The 16,037-nt window shown below is 55.5% G+C and carries 17 protein-coding genes; 10 read left to right on the top strand and 7 right to left on the bottom strand.

All coding sequences use genetic code 11. The features are described 5' to 3' along the window. The first annotated feature begins 1 nt into the window (after position 1). The 5 genes from pcnB to panD all read left to right on the top strand — a co-directional run bounded on the left by pcnB (position 2) and on the right by panD (position 4,066). Positions 2-1,399, top strand: a complete 1,398-nt coding sequence (gene pcnB, locus ACMWLG_RS09900) for a polynucleotide adenylyltransferase PcnB (protein ID WP_072254544.1) — start codon at positions 2-4, stop codon at positions 1,397-1,399. Beyond that, the gene (gene folK / locus ACMWLG_RS09895; protein ID WP_045401073.1) at positions 1,396-1,875 is read left to right on the top strand and encodes a 2-amino-4-hydroxy-6-hydroxymethyldihydropteridine diphosphokinase; all 480 of its coding nucleotides are present in this window, start codon (positions 1,396-1,398) and stop codon (positions 1,873-1,875) included. Before pcnB ends, folK begins: the two co-directional genes overlap by 4 nt. Positions 1,876-1,997: 122 nt before the next feature. Next, positions 1,998-2,789: a 3-methyl-2-oxobutanoate hydroxymethyltransferase gene (gene panB / locus ACMWLG_RS09890; RefSeq protein WP_045401071.1), complete on the top strand. Its 792-nt coding sequence runs from the start codon at positions 1,998-2,000 to the stop codon at positions 2,787-2,789. Between the two features lie 11 nt (positions 2,790-2,800). Further along, positions 2,801-3,652, top strand: a complete 852-nt coding sequence (gene panC, locus ACMWLG_RS09885) for a pantoate--beta-alanine ligase (RefSeq protein WP_045401069.1) — start codon at positions 2,801-2,803, stop codon at positions 3,650-3,652. A 33-nt stretch (positions 3,653-3,685) separates the two neighbouring features. Further along, complete coding sequence (panD, locus tag ACMWLG_RS09880) at positions 3,686-4,066, top strand: aspartate 1-decarboxylase (protein WP_006810068.1); 381 nt, start codon at positions 3,686-3,688, stop codon at positions 4,064-4,066. Between the two features lie 3 nt (positions 4,067-4,069). Here panD and ACMWLG_RS09875 read toward each other — a convergent pair whose 3' ends face one another. The 4 genes from ACMWLG_RS09875 to ACMWLG_RS09860 all read right to left on the bottom strand — a co-directional run bounded on the left by ACMWLG_RS09875 (position 4,070) and on the right by ACMWLG_RS09860 (position 7,618). Then, on the bottom strand, positions 4,070-5,317 hold the full coding sequence (locus tag ACMWLG_RS09875; protein ID WP_045355167.1) for a polysaccharide deacetylase family protein: 1,248 nt from the start codon (positions 5,315-5,317) through the stop codon (positions 4,070-4,072). A 62-nt stretch (positions 5,318-5,379) separates the two neighbouring features. Then, entirely contained in the window at positions 5,380-5,820 is a 441-nt protein-coding gene (locus ACMWLG_RS09870; protein ID WP_033144654.1) for a PTS sugar transporter subunit IIA, read from the bottom strand. 104 nt (positions 5,821-5,924) lie between these two features. Further along, positions 5,925-6,695: an ABC transporter permease gene (locus tag ACMWLG_RS09865; RefSeq protein WP_023310428.1), complete on the bottom strand. Its 771-nt coding sequence runs from the start codon at positions 6,693-6,695 to the stop codon at positions 5,925-5,927. After that, a complete protein-coding gene (locus tag ACMWLG_RS09860) occupies positions 6,692-7,618 on the bottom strand; it encodes an ABC transporter ATP-binding protein (protein WP_045401067.1) in 927 nt (308 codons plus the stop codon). Before ACMWLG_RS09860 ends, ACMWLG_RS09865 begins: the two co-directional genes overlap by 4 nt. A 107-nt stretch (positions 7,619-7,725) precedes the next feature. Between ACMWLG_RS09860 and can the strand changes: the two genes are divergently transcribed. Further along, positions 7,726-8,388 (top strand): carbonate dehydratase, encoded by a 663-nt coding sequence (gene can / locus ACMWLG_RS09855; RefSeq protein ID WP_008501947.1) that lies wholly within the window; start codon positions 7,726-7,728, stop codon positions 8,386-8,388. Positions 8,389-8,479: 91 nt separating this feature from the next. On the opposite strand, the gene hpt is transcribed toward can, so the two are convergent. Next, positions 8,480-9,016, bottom strand: a complete 537-nt coding sequence (hpt, locus tag ACMWLG_RS09850) for a hypoxanthine phosphoribosyltransferase (protein ID WP_008501948.1) — start codon at positions 9,014-9,016, stop codon at positions 8,480-8,482. A 208-nt stretch (positions 9,017-9,224) separates the two neighbouring features. Here hpt and ACMWLG_RS09845 point away from each other — a divergent pair, with 208 nt between their 5' ends. Continuing rightward, positions 9,225-11,615, top strand: a complete 2,391-nt coding sequence (locus tag ACMWLG_RS09845) for a glucose/quinate/shikimate family membrane-bound PQQ-dependent dehydrogenase (protein ID WP_045401065.1) — start codon at positions 9,225-9,227, stop codon at positions 11,613-11,615. Positions 11,616-11,747: 132 nt separating this feature from the next. Here ACMWLG_RS09845 and cueO read toward each other — a convergent pair whose 3' ends face one another. Further along, positions 11,748-13,316 carry a multicopper oxidase CueO gene (cueO, locus tag ACMWLG_RS09840; RefSeq protein ID WP_414762980.1) on the bottom strand — a complete coding sequence of 523 codons (1,569 nt, stop codon included), beginning with the start codon at positions 13,314-13,316 and terminating at the stop codon, positions 11,748-11,750. A gap of 145 nt (positions 13,317-13,461) precedes the next feature. Between cueO and ACMWLG_RS09835 the strand changes: the two genes are divergently transcribed. From ACMWLG_RS09835 to speD, 3 genes are all read left to right on the top strand, one after another. Beyond that, positions 13,462-13,809 carry a YacC family pilotin-like protein gene (locus ACMWLG_RS09835; RefSeq protein ID WP_014882582.1) on the top strand — a complete coding sequence of 116 codons (348 nt, stop codon included), beginning with the start codon at positions 13,462-13,464 and terminating at the stop codon, positions 13,807-13,809. A gap of 115 nt (positions 13,810-13,924) precedes the next feature. After that, the gene (speE, locus tag ACMWLG_RS09830) at positions 13,925-14,794 is read left to right on the top strand and encodes a polyamine aminopropyltransferase (RefSeq protein ID WP_023310424.1); all 870 of its coding nucleotides are present in this window, start codon (positions 13,925-13,927) and stop codon (positions 14,792-14,794) included. Next, positions 14,795-15,589, top strand: a complete 795-nt coding sequence (gene speD, locus ACMWLG_RS09825; protein ID WP_008501953.1) for an adenosylmethionine decarboxylase — start codon at positions 14,795-14,797, stop codon at positions 15,587-15,589. Positions 15,590-15,620: 31 nt separating this feature from the next. On the opposite strand, the gene yacL is transcribed toward speD, so the two are convergent. Then, the gene (gene yacL, locus ACMWLG_RS09820) at positions 15,621-15,983 is read right to left on the bottom strand and encodes a protein YacL (RefSeq protein ID WP_023310423.1); all 363 of its coding nucleotides are present in this window, start codon (positions 15,981-15,983) and stop codon (positions 15,621-15,623) included. Positions 15,984-16,037: the final 54 nt, after the last annotated feature.

The following is a 16,037-nucleotide window of genomic DNA, read 5'->3' as shown; positions in this document are numbered from 1 at the left end:
CATTTTTACCCGAGTCGCTAATTTTTGCCGTAAAGTGCTAAGCCGCGAAGAGAGCATGGCGAACGATGCTATTGCACAGCCACACATGTCGGTTATTCCGCGTGAGCAGCACACTATTTCCCGCAAAGATATCAGTGAAAATGCCCTCAAGGTGCTCTATCGTCTGAATAAAGCGGGCTACGAGGCCTATCTCGTGGGCGGTGGAGTACGTGATTTACTGCTGGGCAAAAAACCAAAAGATTTCGACGTGACGACCAGCGCCACGCCTGAGCAGGTGCGCAAATTATTCCGCAACTGCCGTCTCGTTGGCCGCCGTTTCCGTCTGGCTCACGTGATGTTTGGCCCGGAAATTATCGAAGTGGCGACCTTCCGCGGCCACCACGAAGCCGGCGCATCCGATCGCACCACGTCACAGCGCGGCCAGAACGGCATGCTGCTGCGTGACAATATCTTCGGCTCTATCGAAGAAGATGCCCAGCGTCGCGACTTCACCATCAACAGCCTTTATTACAGCGTGGCGGATTTCACCGTGCGCGATTACGTCGGCGGCATGCAGGACCTGAAAGAAGGTCTGATCCGTCTGATCGGCACGCCGGAAACGCGCTATCGCGAAGATCCCGTGCGTATGCTGCGCGCCGTGCGTTTCGCCGCCAAGCTTAATATGCGCATCAGCCCGGAAACGGCAGAGCCGATTCCGCGCCTGGCGACGTTGATTAACGACGTGCCGCCTGCCCGCCTGTTTGAAGAGGCGTTGAAGCTGCTGCAGGCCGGCCACGGCTTTGAAACCTACAATCTGCTGCGTGAATACAACCTGTTCCAGCCGCTGTTCCCGACCATTACCCGCTACTTCACCGAAAACGGTGACAGCCCAATGGAGCGGATGATTGCGCAGGTGCTGAAAAATACCGATACCCGCATTCGCAACGACATGCGCGTGAACCCGGCATTCCTGTTTGCCGCGATGTTCTGGTATCCCCTGCTGGAAACGGCCCAGCGCATTACCCAGGAGAGCGGACTCGCCTATTACGATGCGTTCGCGCTGGCCGCCAACGACGTGCTCGACGAAGGCTGCCGCACGCTCGCCATTCCGAAACGTATTACCACTCTGGTGCGCGACATCTGGCAGCTTCAGCTGCGCATGTCCCGTCGTCAGGGCAAACGCGCCTGGAAGCTGATGGAGCATCCTAAATTCCGCGCAGCCTTCGATCTCCTGTCGCTGCGCGCGGAAATTGAACGCAACCAGGAGCTGCAGCGTCTGGCGCAGTGGTGGGCTGAATTCCAGGTCTCCGCCCCGCCAGAGCAGAAAGATATGTTGACCGGGCTGGATGAAGAGCCGGAACCGCGTCGCCGTCATCGTCGCCCGCGCAAACGCGCGCCGCGTCGTGAAGGGACAGCATGACCCTTGCGTATATCGCCATCGGCAGCAATTTAGCCTCTCCGCTGGAGCAGGTGAATGCTGCCGTACAGGCGCTGGGTGAGATCCCGCAAAGCAAGATTGTGGCTGTCTCCTCGTTCTACCGCACTCCGCCGTTGGGTCCGCAGGATCAGCCTGATTATCTGAACGCCGCCGTGATCCTTGAGACTGAACTGGGCCCAGAAGAGCTGCTGGACAATACCCAGCGCATCGAACTGCAGCAGGGCCGCGTTCGCAAAGCCGAGCGCTGGGGACCGCGCACGCTGGACCTCGACATTATGCTGTTTGGTCACGAGACCATTAACACTGAACGTCTCACCGTTCCGCATTACGACATGAAAAATCGCGGGTTTATGCTCTGGCCGCTGTTTGAAGTCGCCCCCGATCTTATCTTCCCGGATGGCACCCCACTTAAGTCCATTCTGGACAACCTCAACGCGGAAAGACCCGCTCGCTGGTGATCGGATTCCCCTGCTGATTAGCCTCAAAATAATTGTGGCTAATCGGTTACCTAAAATCATTGTTCCCTCGAATGTTACTGTTAGAATGCGCAAAGATTCGCTTTGGGCTATCAGGAAACAGTATGAAACCAACCACCATCTCCTTACTGCAGAAATGCAAACAGGAAAAAAAACGCTTCGCCACCATCACCGCGTATGACTACAGCTTCGCCAAACTGTTTGCCGAAGAGGGGATCAACGTCATGCTGGTCGGAGATTCGTTAGGGATGACGGTACAAGGACATGATTCCACCCTGCCGGTGACGGTTGAGGATATCGCTTACCATACCCGCGCCGTGCGCCGTGGCGCCCCAGCCTGCCTGCTGCTTTCCGATCTGCCGTTTATGGCCTACGCCACGCCGGAGCAGGCATTTGAAAACGCGGCAGCGGTGATGCGTGCGGGCGCTAATATGGTCAAAGTTGAAGGCGGCGCCTGGCTGGTGGATACGGTGAAGATGCTCACCGAGCGTGCCGTGCCGGTGTGCGGCCATTTGGGTTTGACGCCGCAGTCCGTCAACATCTTTGGTGGATATAAAGTGCAGGGCCGCGGTGACGCCGCCCAGACGCTGCTGGATGATGCCCTGGCGCTGGAAGCCGCAGGTGCCCAACTGCTGGTGCTGGAGTGCGTGCCGGTTGAGCTGGCGAAGCGCATTACTGAAGCTCTGTCGATTCCGGTGATTGGTATTGGTGCGGGCAACGTGACCGACGGTCAGATTCTGGTGATGCACGACGCCTTTGGCATCACCGGCGGGCATATTCCGAAGTTTGCCAAAAATTTCCTCACCGAAGCGGGCGACATGCGCGCTGCGGTCAGGCAGTATATTGCCGACGTTGAATCCGGTGTTTACCCGGGTGAAGAACACAGTTTCCATTAAGGAGTCTCGTTGTGCTAATCATTGAAACCCTGCCGCTGCTTCGCCAGCATATCCGCCGCGCGCGTCAGGAAGGTAAACGTATCGCACTGGTCCCGACCATGGGCAACCTGCATGACGGCCATATGAAGCTGGTTGACGAAGCAAGAGCCCGTGCAGATATCGTGGTGGTCAGTATCTTCGTTAACCCAATGCAGTTTGACCGCGCCGACGATCTGGCACGCTATCCGCGCACCCTGCAGGAAGATTGCGAGAAGCTCAAAAAACGCCATGCGGATATTGTCTTCTCTCCGGCACCGGCGGATGTCTATCCTCAGGGTACCGATGAGGCCACTTACGTTGACGTACCGGGCATTTCCACCATGCTGGAAGGCGCAAGCCGCCCGGGTCATTTCCGCGGCGTATCGACCATCGTCAGCAAGCTGTTCAACCTTGTGCAGCCGGACGTTGCCTGCTTCGGTGAGAAAGATTTCCAACAGCTGGCGCTGATCCGCAAGATGGTTGCGGATATGGGTTACGATATCGAGATTGTCGGCGTACCGATTGTACGCGCCAAAGACGGTCTGGCGCTCAGCTCGCGAAATGGCTACCTGACCGCCGACCAGCGTAAAATCGCGCCGGGCTTAAGCAAGGCCATGAACACCATGGCAGAACAGCTTCTGGCGAAAGAGTTAACGGCCGAAGAGATTATTGCTCTGGCTGAACAGGCGCTGAACGATAAAGGCTTCCGCGCTGATGATATTCAAATTCGCGATGCCGACACGCTTCTGGAGCTTACACAGACCAGCAAACGTGCGGTCATTCTGGTGGCGGCATGGCTTGGTCAGGCCCGCCTAATCGACAACAAAGTGGTTGAACTGGCGTAGGTTTCTCTACCCGGAAGATGAAAGGTAAACGTAATGATTCGCAAAATGCTGCAAGGTAAGCTTCACCGTGTGAAAGTCACCCAGGCCGACCTGCACTATGAAGGCTCCTGCGCCATCGACCAGGATTTCCTTGATGCTGCGGGCATCCTTGAAAACGAAGCGATTGATATCTGGAACGTTAACAACGGCAAACGTTTCTCAACCTACGCCATCGCCGCCGAGCGCGGGTCTAAAATCATCTCCGTTAACGGCGCGGCAGCGCACTGCGCGGACGTGGGCGATATTGTGATTATCGCCAGCTTCGTGATGATGTCTGATGAAGAAGCACGCCGCTGGCAGCCGAAAGTTGCCTACTTTGAAGGCGACAACGACATGAAACGTACCGCGAAGGCGATTCCGGTTCAGGTTGCTTAAGCACTATCCCTGCGGCTGATTGCTGATCAGCCGCGACATTGTCTCCAGCGAATCCGTTCTTAAGATGTACAGGCGTTTCAGTAAGAACGGATTATCCCCCGGCTTCACCTTCCCTTTCACCGTCGTCACCGCCAGATGAAAACCGGCATCATTCGCCGCCTTTATCGCTTTATTGTCGTAGCCGCCAAACGGATAGGAAAGATAGAGCACGCGTGGATTAAACTGCGCCAGCGCGCGACGCGAGCGTTCAAAATCAAACAAAATCACGTGATAGCTGCGGCTCAGTAAAATCGGGTGTTTATACCCATCCACGCGGTGCAGGAAGTGGGTGTGAGACTGAATATCGAACACATCCTGAATCCCCTTAATCTCCTGCACGCTCATAAACTGCAGCGATTTTGGATCCCACTTCTGCGGATGGCCTTTTATGCGGGAAGAGATAATAAACGCGGTAGCCTTGAAGCCGTACTCTTTCAACACTGGATAGGCATAGCGGCTGACGGATTTCAGGCCATCGTCAAAGGTAATCACCACCGATTTTGCAGGCAGGTTCATTTTGTTACGCACGTACCCTTCAAGCTGGTACATCGTCAGGGTGGTATAACCCTGATCGCGTAGCCAGGCCATCTGGTTGTTGAACGCGCGTACGCTGGTGGTCGTGGACGTATGTCGAAAACGGGTGTTCTCTTCATCACGCAGAATATGATGGTAGGTCAGAACCGGAAGTCCGTTATCTTCCTGCGCGTCCAGGCTGCTGATCCACGCCAGACGATTGCCAATGCGGATCTGGAACCAGGTCTGATTCAGACGGTCCTTCAGTTTATTCAGTATCGGATAGCGCAGATTGGCGCTTAACGTGCCGAAAGGCGCGCTGCCGCTCGACGGCGCGTTATACACCGGCGTGTCTTTCCAGGTAATCAGGTTCTGATTGCTGAGGGGTTTATTGAGATCCCCGAGGCTGTCCTCGACGCGCTGTTTCCCCTGAACCGGCTCCAGGTGTCCCTTGTCGATAAACCCCGTGCCAAAACCAAAGCGAAATTCGTAGTAGTCCGCCGCCGCGGGCACAACGGCCAGGATCTGCCCGGCGCGGACGTTACCGACGTTGATCACGCTGTTCCCCACCTGCGCCCAGATCGCCGCGTCTTCGGTGGTTTGCATGTACTGGGCAGGCAGCGTGTGCTGACTGAGTAAACTGGCTGAGCTGACGCCGGAAATGAGCATCAATAGCAAGAAAAGAATGCGCGGTAGCATGGTGTCTTAATCGGTGCGGAAAACTGCCGCTATTGTAACAAATGAGACATCAATACCAACGTTTAATTCTTATACAAATCGTGGAGCAGGACGAAGGGAGGATTTTTTTGCTGCTGATGCCACAAGCTGCTGACGCCCGGAACGCCCTGCGCCACGATGGCCTGGCGAAACTCTGCGCTGCTTAAGGATCCACGCTGCGGATACATTAACGCCAGCAGGGAGAAGTTAATACCCGAGATCACTTCACAGCACGCGTGCTTATGGCTCAGCAACGCGGCTGCGCGGTAAGGCGCCGCGCCCGATTTATCGGTAAGAAAAATCACGCCATCGCCGGTGTCCGTTTCATGCAGGGCATCGCACATCATGCGGCTCAGCATGTTGGTGCTCAACCCGCGCCAGTAGTTTACCGCCCGGCACTGCACCAGCGGGCCAAATCTGGCTTCAAGCTTATCCAGCATTTCCTGCGCCTGTTCATCGTGGCAGGTGATAACCCATCCCAGCATAACTCCCTCCTTAGCAGGCAAGTAGTTTAGCGGAGTGAAGGTTAGCTTACGGTGATAACTGTCAAAGAAAGTGCCCGGCAAACAGAACGTCGCCGGGCAAAAGATTAGCTGCGCAGCCCGCGTCCGCGCTGGATCAGCGACCAGCAGAGCAGGTAGAAGGCGATGATAAACACCACCAGCACCGCCACCGTGGTAAACAGCGGCACATCGGTGATACCGAGGAAGCCAAAGCGGAACCCGCTGATCATGTAGACAATCGGGTTCAGGTGCGACAGCGCCTGCCAGAACGGTGGCAGCAGCGTCAGGGAGTAGAACACCCCGCCGAGATAGGTCAGCGGCGTCAGCACGAAGGTCGGGATCAGGCTGATGTCGTCAAACGTTTTGGCGAACACGGCGTTCAGCAGACCGGCCAGCGAGAACAGGATCGCCGTCAGGAGCAGCGTGAGCGCGACAAACAGCCACGAGTGTACCTGGAACGGGACAAAGAACAGAGAAATCGCCGTGACCAGGATCCCCACGCACAGCCCGCGCGCTACGCCGCCGCCAACATAGCCCGCGATAATGACGTGCGTCGGCACAGGCGCAACCAGCAGCTCTTCAATATTGCGCTGGAACTTAGCGCTGAAGAATGACGACGCTACGTTGGCGTAGGCGTTAGTAATCACTGCCATCATAATCAGGCCCGGCACGATAAACTGCATATAGGTAAAGCCGTGCATTTCACCAATCCGGGAACCAATCAGGTTACCGAAGATGATGAAATAGAGCGTCATCGTGATGACCGGTGGCACCAGGGTTTGCACCCAGATACGCATAAAGCGGTTAATCTCTTTCGCCCAGATGCTTTTCAGCGCGACCCAGTAAAGATGCGTCATGCCTTGTCTCCTTGTTTCTCATGAACCAGAGAGACAAACAGCTCTTCCAGTCGGTTCGCTTTGTTACGCATACTTAAGACCTGAATCCCCTGCGCGCTCAGCTGCGAGAACACGCTGTTAATCCCCTGCTCGCGCAGCACTTCCACTTCCAGCGTCGAGGTATCCACCAGACGATAGTTGTAACCTTCAAGTTTTGGCAGCGCGCTTTTCGCCGCCAGATCGAGGATGAAGGTTTCTGATTTCAGCTTGGAAAGCAGATTCTTCATCGAGGTGTTCTCCACCAGCTCACCGTGCTGGATGATGCCGATGTTGCGGCAGAGCATTTCAGCCTCTTCAAGGTAGTGGGTCGTCAGAATAATGGTGGTGCCTTTGTCGTTGAGATCCTTCAGGAAGCCCCACATGGAACGACGAAGTTCGATATCGACACCCGCAGTCGGCTCATCGAGGATCAGCAGCTTTGGCTCGTGCATCAGCGCGCGGGCAATCATCAGACGGCGCTTCATCCCGCCGGATAACATCCGTGCGCGTTCGTTTCGCTTTTCCCACAGGTCGAGCTGCTTGAGGTATTTTTCGCTCCGTTCCAGGGCCTCTTTACGCTCGACGCCGTAATAGCCCGCCTGATTAACGACGATCTGCTGCACCGTCTCGAACGGGTTGAAGTTGAACTCCTGTGGTACCAGACCCAGCTGGCGCTTGGCGTTCACCACATCTTTTTGCAGGTCGTAACCAAAGACGCTCACCCGGCCGGACGTTTTGTTGACCAGCGAGCTGATAATCCCAATGGTGGTCGATTTACCCGCGCCGTTCGGCCCCAGAAGCGCGTAAAAATCACCGGCCTCTACTTTAAGATCTATTCCGCGAAGCGCCTGAACGCCGCCCGGATAGGTTTTTTTAAGCTGCTCAAGCTCCAGTGCAATTGCCATGAAATTAACTTACCTTCAGTTCTGACACACGTTGTGTGGTTTCATTAAAAGTCGGGTTACCCTATAGTAGCGCAACGCAATTACTCGGTTACAGGTCGCTAACCTCCATGAACAACATAGATACACTCATCAGCAACAATGCACTATGGTCAAAAATGCTGGTGGAGGAAGACCCCGGATTTTTTGGAAAACTCGCGCAGGCGCAAAACCCACGCTTTCTCTGGATTGGATGCTCCGACAGCCGCGTACCGGCGGAGCGCCTGACCGGCCTTGAGCCCGGAGAACTGTTCGTTCACCGCAACGTTGCCAACCTGGTGATTCACACCGATCTCAACTGTCTTTCTGTTGTTCAGTATGCCGTTGACGTTCTGCAAGTCGAGCACATCATCATTTGCGGCCATTACGGCTGCGGCGGCGTGCAGGCGGCGGTTGAAAACACGGAACTGGGACTCATTGATAACTGGCTACTGCACATCCGCGATATCTGGTTCAAACATAGCTCACTGCTGGGTGAAATGCCGCAGGAGCGTCGCATGGATACCCTCTGCGAACTCAACGTGATGGAGCAGGTGTATAACCTGGGCCACTCAACGATCATGCAATCAGCGTGGAAACGCGGGCAGAAGGTCTCTATCCACGGCTGGGCGTACGGTATTCACGACGGTCTGCTGCGCAATCTGGAAGTGACCGCCACCAACCGCGAAACGCTGGAGCAGCGTTACCGTTCGGGGATTGCCAACCTTCAGCTTAAGCACGTAAACCATAAATAAACAAAGCCGGGTGGCGGCTGCGCCTTACCCGGCCTACATGTGCCCATTCGTAGGCCCGGTAAGCGCAGCGCCACCGGGCAACAAAGCGCAATTACTCGTCCAGCAACACCACTTTTCCTACATACGGCAGATGACGATAACGCTGTGCGTAGTCAATGCCGTAACCGACGACGAACTCGTCAGGAATTGAGAAACCCACAAACTCTACCGGCACCTGCACTTCACGGCGGTCAGGCTTATCCAGCAGGGTGCAAATCGCCAGCGATTTTGGCTCACGCAGGCTCAGGATCTCGCGCACTTTTGACAGCGTATTGCCGGAGTCGATAATGTCCTCAACGATCAGCACATCTTTGCCACGAATATCTTCATCCAGGTCTTTCAGGATTTTCACATCACGGGTGGTGGACATGCCGCTGCCGTAGCTGGAGGCGGTCATAAAATCGACTTCGTGGGGCACATGCACTTCACGGCACAGGTCTGCCATGAACATGAAAGAGCCACGCAACAGACCGACCAGCACCATTTCGCTGCCGCTGTCCTTGTAATGTTCGGTGATTTGACGACCCAGTTCGGCGATACGCGCTTTGATCTCGGCTTCCGGGATCATCACTTCAACAGTATGTTTCATATTACTAACCAAATGATTTTAATGAAAATCTCTCAATACGGATGAGTTAATATCCAGCACTGATACGCAAGCCCCTCATTATATCAGCAAATGGATAAGCCTGGCGTATGAGTTATAAAAAGCAAATATTGTGATTCCGATCACACTTGTTAATACCTATAATTAGTTGCTAGCAAATTATTAACAAAAACTGACGAGTACACTTTCTATGGCTGAAACAAACTCTAAACAGCCGCGTCTACTGGTGACATTAACAGCAGCGTTCGCAGCCTTCTGCGCGCTGTATCTGTTAATCGGTGGCGTCTGGCTGGTCGCTTTAGGCGGCTCCTGGTACTACCCGATTGCGGGCCTGGTGATGGTTGCCGTAACCGTCCTGCTGTTGCGTAGAAAACAATCCGCACTGTGGCTGTATGCCGCATTCCTTCTTGCCACCATGATCTGGGGCGTCTGGGAAGTCGGCTTTGACTTCTGGGCGCTGACGCCGCGCAGCGACATCCTGGTCTTCTTCGGCATCTGGCTGATCCTGCCGTTTGTCTGGCGTCGCCTGATCGTGCCGTCCAGCGGTGCGGTTGCGGCGCTGGTAGTAGCCCTGCTGATCAGCGGCGGTATCCTGACCTGGGCCGGCTTTAACGACCCGCAGGAGATCAACGGTACGCTGAACGCAGAATCGACGCCTGCGGCGGCGATCTCTCAGGTCGCTGACGGCGACTGGCCTGCCTATGGTCGTAACCAGGAAGGCCAGCGTTACTCCCCGCTGAAGCAGATCAACGCGGACAACGTTAAAAACCTGAAAGAAGCCTGGGTATTCCGTACCGGCGACCTGAAGATGCCGAACGATCCGGGTGAACTGACCAACGAAGTGACGCCAATTAAAGTCGGCGATATGCTTTATCTGTGTACGGCGCACCAGCGTCTGTTCGCGCTCGACGCGGCTACCGGTAAAGAGAAATGGCACTTCGATCCGCAGCTGAACTCGAACCCGTCCTTCCAGCACGTGACCTGCCGTGGCGTCTCTTACCACGAAGCGCGCCCGGATAATGCGAGCCCGGAAGTCATTGCCGACTGTCCTCGCCGCATCATGCTGCCGGTCAACGATGGTCGCCTGTTCGCCATCAATGCCGAAACGGGCAAGCTGTGCGAAACCTTTGCCAACAAAGGTATCCTGAATCTGCAGACCAACATGCCTGACACCACGCCGGGTCTGTATGAGCCAACCTCACCGCCAATCATCACCGATAAAACCATCGTGATTGCCGGTTCGGTAACGGATAACTTCTCCACGCGTGAAACCTCCGGCGTTATCCGCGGTTTCGACGTGAATACCGGTAAGCTGCTGTGGGCCTTCGACCCGGGCGCGAAAGATCCAAACGCGATCCCGTCGGACGAGCACACCTTTACCTTTAACTCGCCAAACTCCTGGGCGCCAGCGGCGTATGACGCGAAGCTGGACCTGGTCTACCTGCCGATGGGTGTTACTACGCCAGATATCTGGGGCGGTAACCGCACGCCGGAGCAGGAACGTTATGCCAGCGCTATCGTGGCGTTGAACGCAACCACCGGTAAGCTGGCCTGGAGCTATCAGACCGTACACCACGATCTGTGGGATATGGATATGCCGTCCCAGCCGACGCTGGCGGACATTACCGTTGATGGTAAAACCGTACCGGTGATTTACGCTCCGGCGAAAACCGGCAACATCTTCGTACTGGATCGCAGCAACGGCAAGCTGGTTGTGCCTGCCCCGGAAAAACCGGTTCCGCAGGGTGCGGCGAAAGGCGACTACGTCAGCAAAACCCAGCCGTTCTCCGACCTGAGCTTCCGTCCGAAGAAAGACCTCAGCGGGGCAGACATGTGGGGTGCCACGATGTTTGACCAGCTGGTGTGCCGCGTGATGTTCCATCAGCTGCGCTATGAAGGCATCTTCACGCCGCCTTCTGAGCAGGGCACGCTGGTCTTCCCGGGTAACCTGGGGATGTTCGAGTGGGGCGGGATCTCCGTTGACCCTAACCGTCAGGTGGCAATTGCCAACCCGATGGCGCTGCCGTTCGTTTCCCGTCTGATCCCACGCGGTCCGGGCAACCCAATGGAACAGCCGAAAGACGCGAAAGGCAGCGGTACCGAAGCCGGCATTCAGCCGCAGTACGGCGTACCGTTCGGCGTAACGCTGAACCCGTTCCTGTCGCCGTTTGGTCTGCCGTGTAAACAGCCAGCCTGGGGTTACATCTCCGGTCTGGATCTGAAAACTAACCAGATCGTGTGGAAAAAACGTATTGGTACCCCGCAGGACAGCATGCCGTTCCCGATGCCGGTTCCTGTGCCGTTTAATATGGGTATGCCAATGCTGGGTGGCCCAATTTCCACCGCCGGTAACGTGCTGTTCATCGCAGCAACCGCAGATAACTACCTGCGCGCGTACAACATGACCAACGGTGAGAAACTGTGGCAAGGCCGTCTGCCGGCTGGCGGGCAGGCTACGCCGATGACCTATGAAGTGAATGGCAAGCAGTACGTTGTCATCTCTGCCGGCGGTCACGGTTCGTTTGGCACCAAGATGGGCGACTACATCGTCGCATATGCGTTGCCTGACGAAGGCAAATAAAAGCAAAACGGCAACTTCGGTTGCCGTTTTTGTGTTTGTTCCCTCTCCCTGTGGGAGAGGGTCAGGGTGAGGGCATCAGGCCGCACCTGCGAAATCCAGTCCGGGTAAGGTGAAGCCGCCACCCGGCTTTTTTTATACGGTAAAGCCGAGCATCATCCCCGTATCTTCATGCTCCAGCAGGTGGCAGTGCGCCATATAGGCAAACTCCTTCGGCGCCTCGTGGTCAAACTTCACCAGCACCTCGCTGACGCCGCCCTCCACTCTCACCGTATCTTTCCAGCCCGCGCGATGCGCATCCGGCGCTTTGCCGTTCTCTGTAAGAATACGGAACTGGGTGCCGTGGATATGGAACGGATGTAGCATCATGTCCCCTTCGCCTGAAATCACCCAGCGCTCAAGCTGACCCTTTGTCGCAGTAAAAATCGGCGTATTCATGTCGAACGCTTTGCCGTTGATCATGTTGGCGTTGTGGAAATCAAAGCCATGGTCGCCGTGATTCATATTCCCCATGCCGCCCATTTTGCCGTGGTCCATATTCATGTGGCCCATCATCTGGCCGTGATGCATCCCCGCCATCGCCTTATCGCCATATTTCGCCATCAGCGCCTGCATGCCCATCATATCGAGCATCGGGTTCATGGAGAGCTGCAGCTTGCGCTGCGTAAGTCCCTCCAGCGATGGGAGGGCTGGCAGGGTGGTTAACGTATCAGGCAGCGTGCCGGAAGCGGCCACCAGCAGCGGCTGAATACGCAGCACCGGATGCGGCTTATCAAACGGTGCGACCGCCATCCCCATCTGGCTCACCGGCAGCGTCACGAGGTCAAACGGCTTGCCGTCGCTGATATCCACCAGCACCTCAAAGCGTTCGCCCATGAGCATCGGCAGCTCGCTCACCTTCACCGGCTCCGGCAGCAGGCCGCCGTCGCTGGCTACCACATACAGCGGGCGTTTATCGCTGGCGGCGAAATTCAGCGAGCGCGCGTTACAGCCGTTGAGCAGGCGCAGGCGCAGCCAGCCTTTCGGCGCGGCGTGCTGAGGGTAAATGGCGCCGTTGGTCAGCAGCGTGTCGCCAAACCAGCCTACCGCCGCGCTCATCACGTCCAGCTGATAGTCAATTTGCCCGTCAGCGTTGAATTTCTTGTCCTGCACAATCACCGGTACGTCGTCGATGCCCCACTGTTTCGGCAGGCGCAGCAGGCGGCTTTCGTCGTCTTCAATCAGCACCAGTCCCGCCAACCCCATCGCCACCTGATGGCCCGTTTTGCCATGCTGATGCGGATGGAACCAGCAGGTCGCCGCGCGCTGATCGGGCGTAAAGGTGACGCTGCGCGTACCACCCGCTTTGATGATGCCCTGCGGCCCGCCGTCCACCTCGCCCGGCACTTCCAGCCCGTGCCAGTGCAGCGTCGTCTCTTCGGCGAGCGTGTTGTGGATATCCACCGTCACCGTTTTCCCTTTACGTAGCTGAAGCGCCGGACCGAGCAAATTGCCGTTATAGCCCCACGTCGTGGCGTGGTGCTCGCCGAACGTCGTTTTACCGGCCTGAACCACAAGCTGGATACGGCTGCGGGCGTCAGCGGTCAGTAAGTCAGGAATGGGTAAGGCAGGCCTGTCGGCCGCGAAAACCGCGCGGCTCCAGAGTGGTAATGCGCTGGCAGCCCCCAGCACAGCGGAATATTTTAAAAAATCACGACGTTGCATGTTCATTTCCTTATTTCCAGCAGGCGATCTTTTGAGCATAAACCCTCCCCTTACCGGAAGGTCAAGTAAAGCGGCAATAATAAAGATCGTCGCACCGGCATCAAGTATGCTAACGTTAATTTTCCGTGAAGAAGTGGTAGAAGCAATGAAGACGTTTTTCAGGACAATTTTGTTCGGAAGCCTGATGGCAATGTGTGCGAACAGCTATGCGCTAAGTGAAAATGAAGCGGAAGATATGGCCGATTTAACGGCGGTTTTTGTATTCCTGAAAAATGATTGTGGCTACCAGAATTTACCCAACGGGCAGATTCGCCGCGCGCTGGTCTTTTTTGCCCAGCAAAACCAGTGGGATCTCAGCAACTACGACAGCTTCGACATGAAGGCGCTCGGCGAAGACAGCTACCGTGACTTGAGCGGTATTGGTATTCCCACTGCCAAAAAATGCAAAGCGCTGGCTCGCGACTCACTCAGCCTGCTCGCCTACGTCAAATAACCTTCCCGACGCCCCCTGTTGAACCTATAGCCGTGCAACCACGGTTATAGTTAGCTATCATGTTTCGCTCATTTTTTATGAGCGTAACGGATGTTAACAAAGGAGGAGTCCGCGTATGGCCGACCACACGTTGTGGCATGAAACACTGCATGACCAGTTTGGTCAGTACTTTGCCGTTGATAACGTGCTCTATCATGAGAAAACCGATCACCAGGATCTCATCATCTTCGAAAACGCCGCCTTTGGCCGCGTGATGGCGCTGGACGGCGTGGTGCAAACCACCGAGCGCGACGAGTTTATCTATCACGAAATGATGACCCACGTTCCGCTGCTGGCGCACGGTCACGCGAAGCATGTCCTGATTATCGGCGGCGGCGACGGCGCAATGCTGCGTGAAGTGTCCCGCCATCGTTCCATTGAAACCATCACCATGGTGGAAATCGATGCGGGCGTCGTCTCTTTCTGCCGCCAGTACCTGCCCAACCACAATGCCGGCAGCTATGACGATCCGCGCTTTAGCCTGGTGATTGACGACGGCGTTAACTTTGTTAACCAGACCTCGCAGACCTTTGACGTTATTATCTCCGACTGCACCGACCCAATCGGCCCCGGCGCGTCGCTGTTTACATCCTCCTTCTACGAAGGCTGCAAGCGCTGCCTGAACCCGGGCGGGATCTTCGTCGCACAAAATGGCGTCTGCTTCCTGCAGCAGGATGAAGCGCTCGACAGCCATCGTAAGCTAAGCACCTATTTCGATGACGTCAGCTTCTATCAGGCGGCCATTCCGACGTACTACGGCGGGATCATGACCTTTGCCTGGGCGACAGATAACGACGTATTACGCCATCTCTCCACCGAAATTATTCAGGCCCGCTTCCATCAGGCCGGTCTTCAGTGCCGATACTACAATCCGGCAATTCATACCGCAGCGTTTGCTCTGCCGCAGTACCTGCAAGACGCATTATCCACTAAGGGGGTGAGCTAATTGAAAAAGCTTAAACTGCATGGCTTTAACAACCTGACGAAAAGCCTGAGTTTTTGTATTTACGATATCTGCTATGCCAAAACAGCGGAAGAACGCGATGGTTACATCGCCTATATCGACGAACTCTACAACGCCAACCGTCTGACCGAGATCCTGTCAGAAACCTGTTCCATTATCGGCGCAAACATCCTGAACATCGCCCGACAGGATTATGAACCTCAGGGCGCCAGCGTGACCATTCTGGTCAGCGAAGAGCCGGTCGACCCGAAGCTTATCGACAAAACTGAACATCCGGGCCCGCTGCCGGAAGTGGTCGTGGCCCACCTGGATAAAAGCCATATCTGCGTGCACACCTACCCGGAGAGTCACCCTGAAGGCGGGCTGTGCACGTTCCGCGCCGATATTGAAGTGTCGACCTGCGGCGTGATTTCCCCGCTGAACGCGCTGAACTATTTAATCCACCAGCTGGAATCGGACATCGTCACCATTGATTACCGCGTGCGCGGTTTTACCCGTGACGTCAACGGCATGAAGCACTTCATCGACCACGAGATCAACTCTATTCAGAACTTCATGTCCGAGGACATGAAATCGCTGTATGACATGATGGACGTGAACGTGTATCAGGAAAACATCTTCCATACCAAGATGTTACTTAAGGAATTTGACCTTAAGCACTATATGTTCCACACGAAGCCGGAAGATTTGAGCGAAGAAGAGCGTAAGGCGATTACTGACCTGCTCTGGAAAGAGATGCGCGAGATTTACTACGGCCGTAATATTCCGGCCGTGTAAGAGCAAGCCGGAGCAGGGATGCTCCGGTCTTTTATTTCTGTTTCATAAAGTCGCGGTAGGCATTTACCACCTGAAGGAAATCCTCTACGCCGCACATCGACAGGCTCTCTTCGTCGTAGTAGCTCATCCCCTCTTCCATCTCGTCACCTGAAAACTCGAGCTGGTTGGCACGCACCATGACCTCTTCACCATCCATCCACAGCGTATATTCATGCCCGGCGCGCTGCCAGGATCGTTCACTGCCTTTCACCGTATTTGCCGCCTGTTCAACTTCATCAAGAAGTGCGAGATTTTCTTTCACCTCTTCGTTAAACCAGTGTCCAACGGCTTCGTGGCCCATCGACATACGCACTTTCACCACTCCGGTGATGTCGCGCAGAAATTCGTAATCCATAGTGTTTTCCTCTGCAAAGCCATTACGGTAATTATCGCAGCAGCGAGGAAGAAA

This window comes from Enterobacter sp. 01-M-02-SI-ECC, assembly GCF_047530595.1.
In the GTDB taxonomy this organism is placed as follows: Bacteria; Pseudomonadota; Gammaproteobacteria; order Enterobacterales; family Enterobacteriaceae; genus Enterobacter; species Enterobacter cloacae_M.
The sequence above is the reverse complement of the archived record's forward strand: the minus strand, read 5'-3'. Positions and strand labels throughout refer to the sequence as shown.

What these genes read in the sequence shown, in the direction of transcription:
- folK (WP_045401073.1), top strand. Translation starts at nt 1,396, where the DNA reads ATGACCCTTGCGTATATCGCCATCGGCAGCAATTTAGCCTCTCCGCTG.
- panB (WP_045401071.1), top strand. Translation starts at nt 1,998, where the DNA reads ATGAAACCAACCACCATCTCCTTACTGCAGAAATGCAAACAGGAAAAA.
- panD (WP_006810068.1), top strand. Translation starts at nt 3,686, where the DNA reads ATGATTCGCAAAATGCTGCAAGGTAAGCTTCACCGTGTGAAAGTCACC.
- ACMWLG_RS09875 (WP_045355167.1), bottom strand. Translation starts at nt 5,317, where the DNA reads ATGCTACCGCGCATTCTTTTCTTGCTATTGATGCTCATTTCCGGCGTC.
- ACMWLG_RS09870 (WP_033144654.1), bottom strand. Translation starts at nt 5,820, where the DNA reads ATGCTGGGATGGGTTATCACCTGCCACGATGAACAGGCGCAGGAAATG.
- ACMWLG_RS09865 (WP_023310428.1), bottom strand. Translation starts at nt 6,695, where the DNA reads ATGACGCATCTTTACTGGGTCGCGCTGAAAAGCATCTGGGCGAAAGAG.
- ACMWLG_RS09860 (WP_045401067.1), bottom strand. Translation starts at nt 7,618, where the DNA reads ATGGCAATTGCACTGGAGCTTGAGCAGCTTAAAAAAACCTATCCGGGC.
- can (WP_008501947.1), top strand. Translation starts at nt 7,726, where the DNA reads ATGAACAACATAGATACACTCATCAGCAACAATGCACTATGGTCAAAA.
- hpt (WP_008501948.1), bottom strand. Translation starts at nt 9,016, where the DNA reads ATGAAACATACTGTTGAAGTGATGATCCCGGAAGCCGAGATCAAAGCG.
- ACMWLG_RS09845 (WP_045401065.1), top strand. Translation starts at nt 9,225, where the DNA reads ATGGCTGAAACAAACTCTAAACAGCCGCGTCTACTGGTGACATTAACA.
- cueO (WP_414762980.1), bottom strand. Translation starts at nt 13,316, where the DNA reads ATGCAACGTCGTGATTTTTTAAAATATTCCGCTGTGCTGGGGGCTGCC.
- ACMWLG_RS09835 (WP_014882582.1), top strand. Translation starts at nt 13,462, where the DNA reads ATGAAGACGTTTTTCAGGACAATTTTGTTCGGAAGCCTGATGGCAATG.
- speE (WP_023310424.1), top strand. Translation starts at nt 13,925, where the DNA reads ATGGCCGACCACACGTTGTGGCATGAAACACTGCATGACCAGTTTGGT.
- yacL (WP_023310423.1), bottom strand. Translation starts at nt 15,983, where the DNA reads ATGGATTACGAATTTCTGCGCGACATCACCGGAGTGGTGAAAGTGCGT.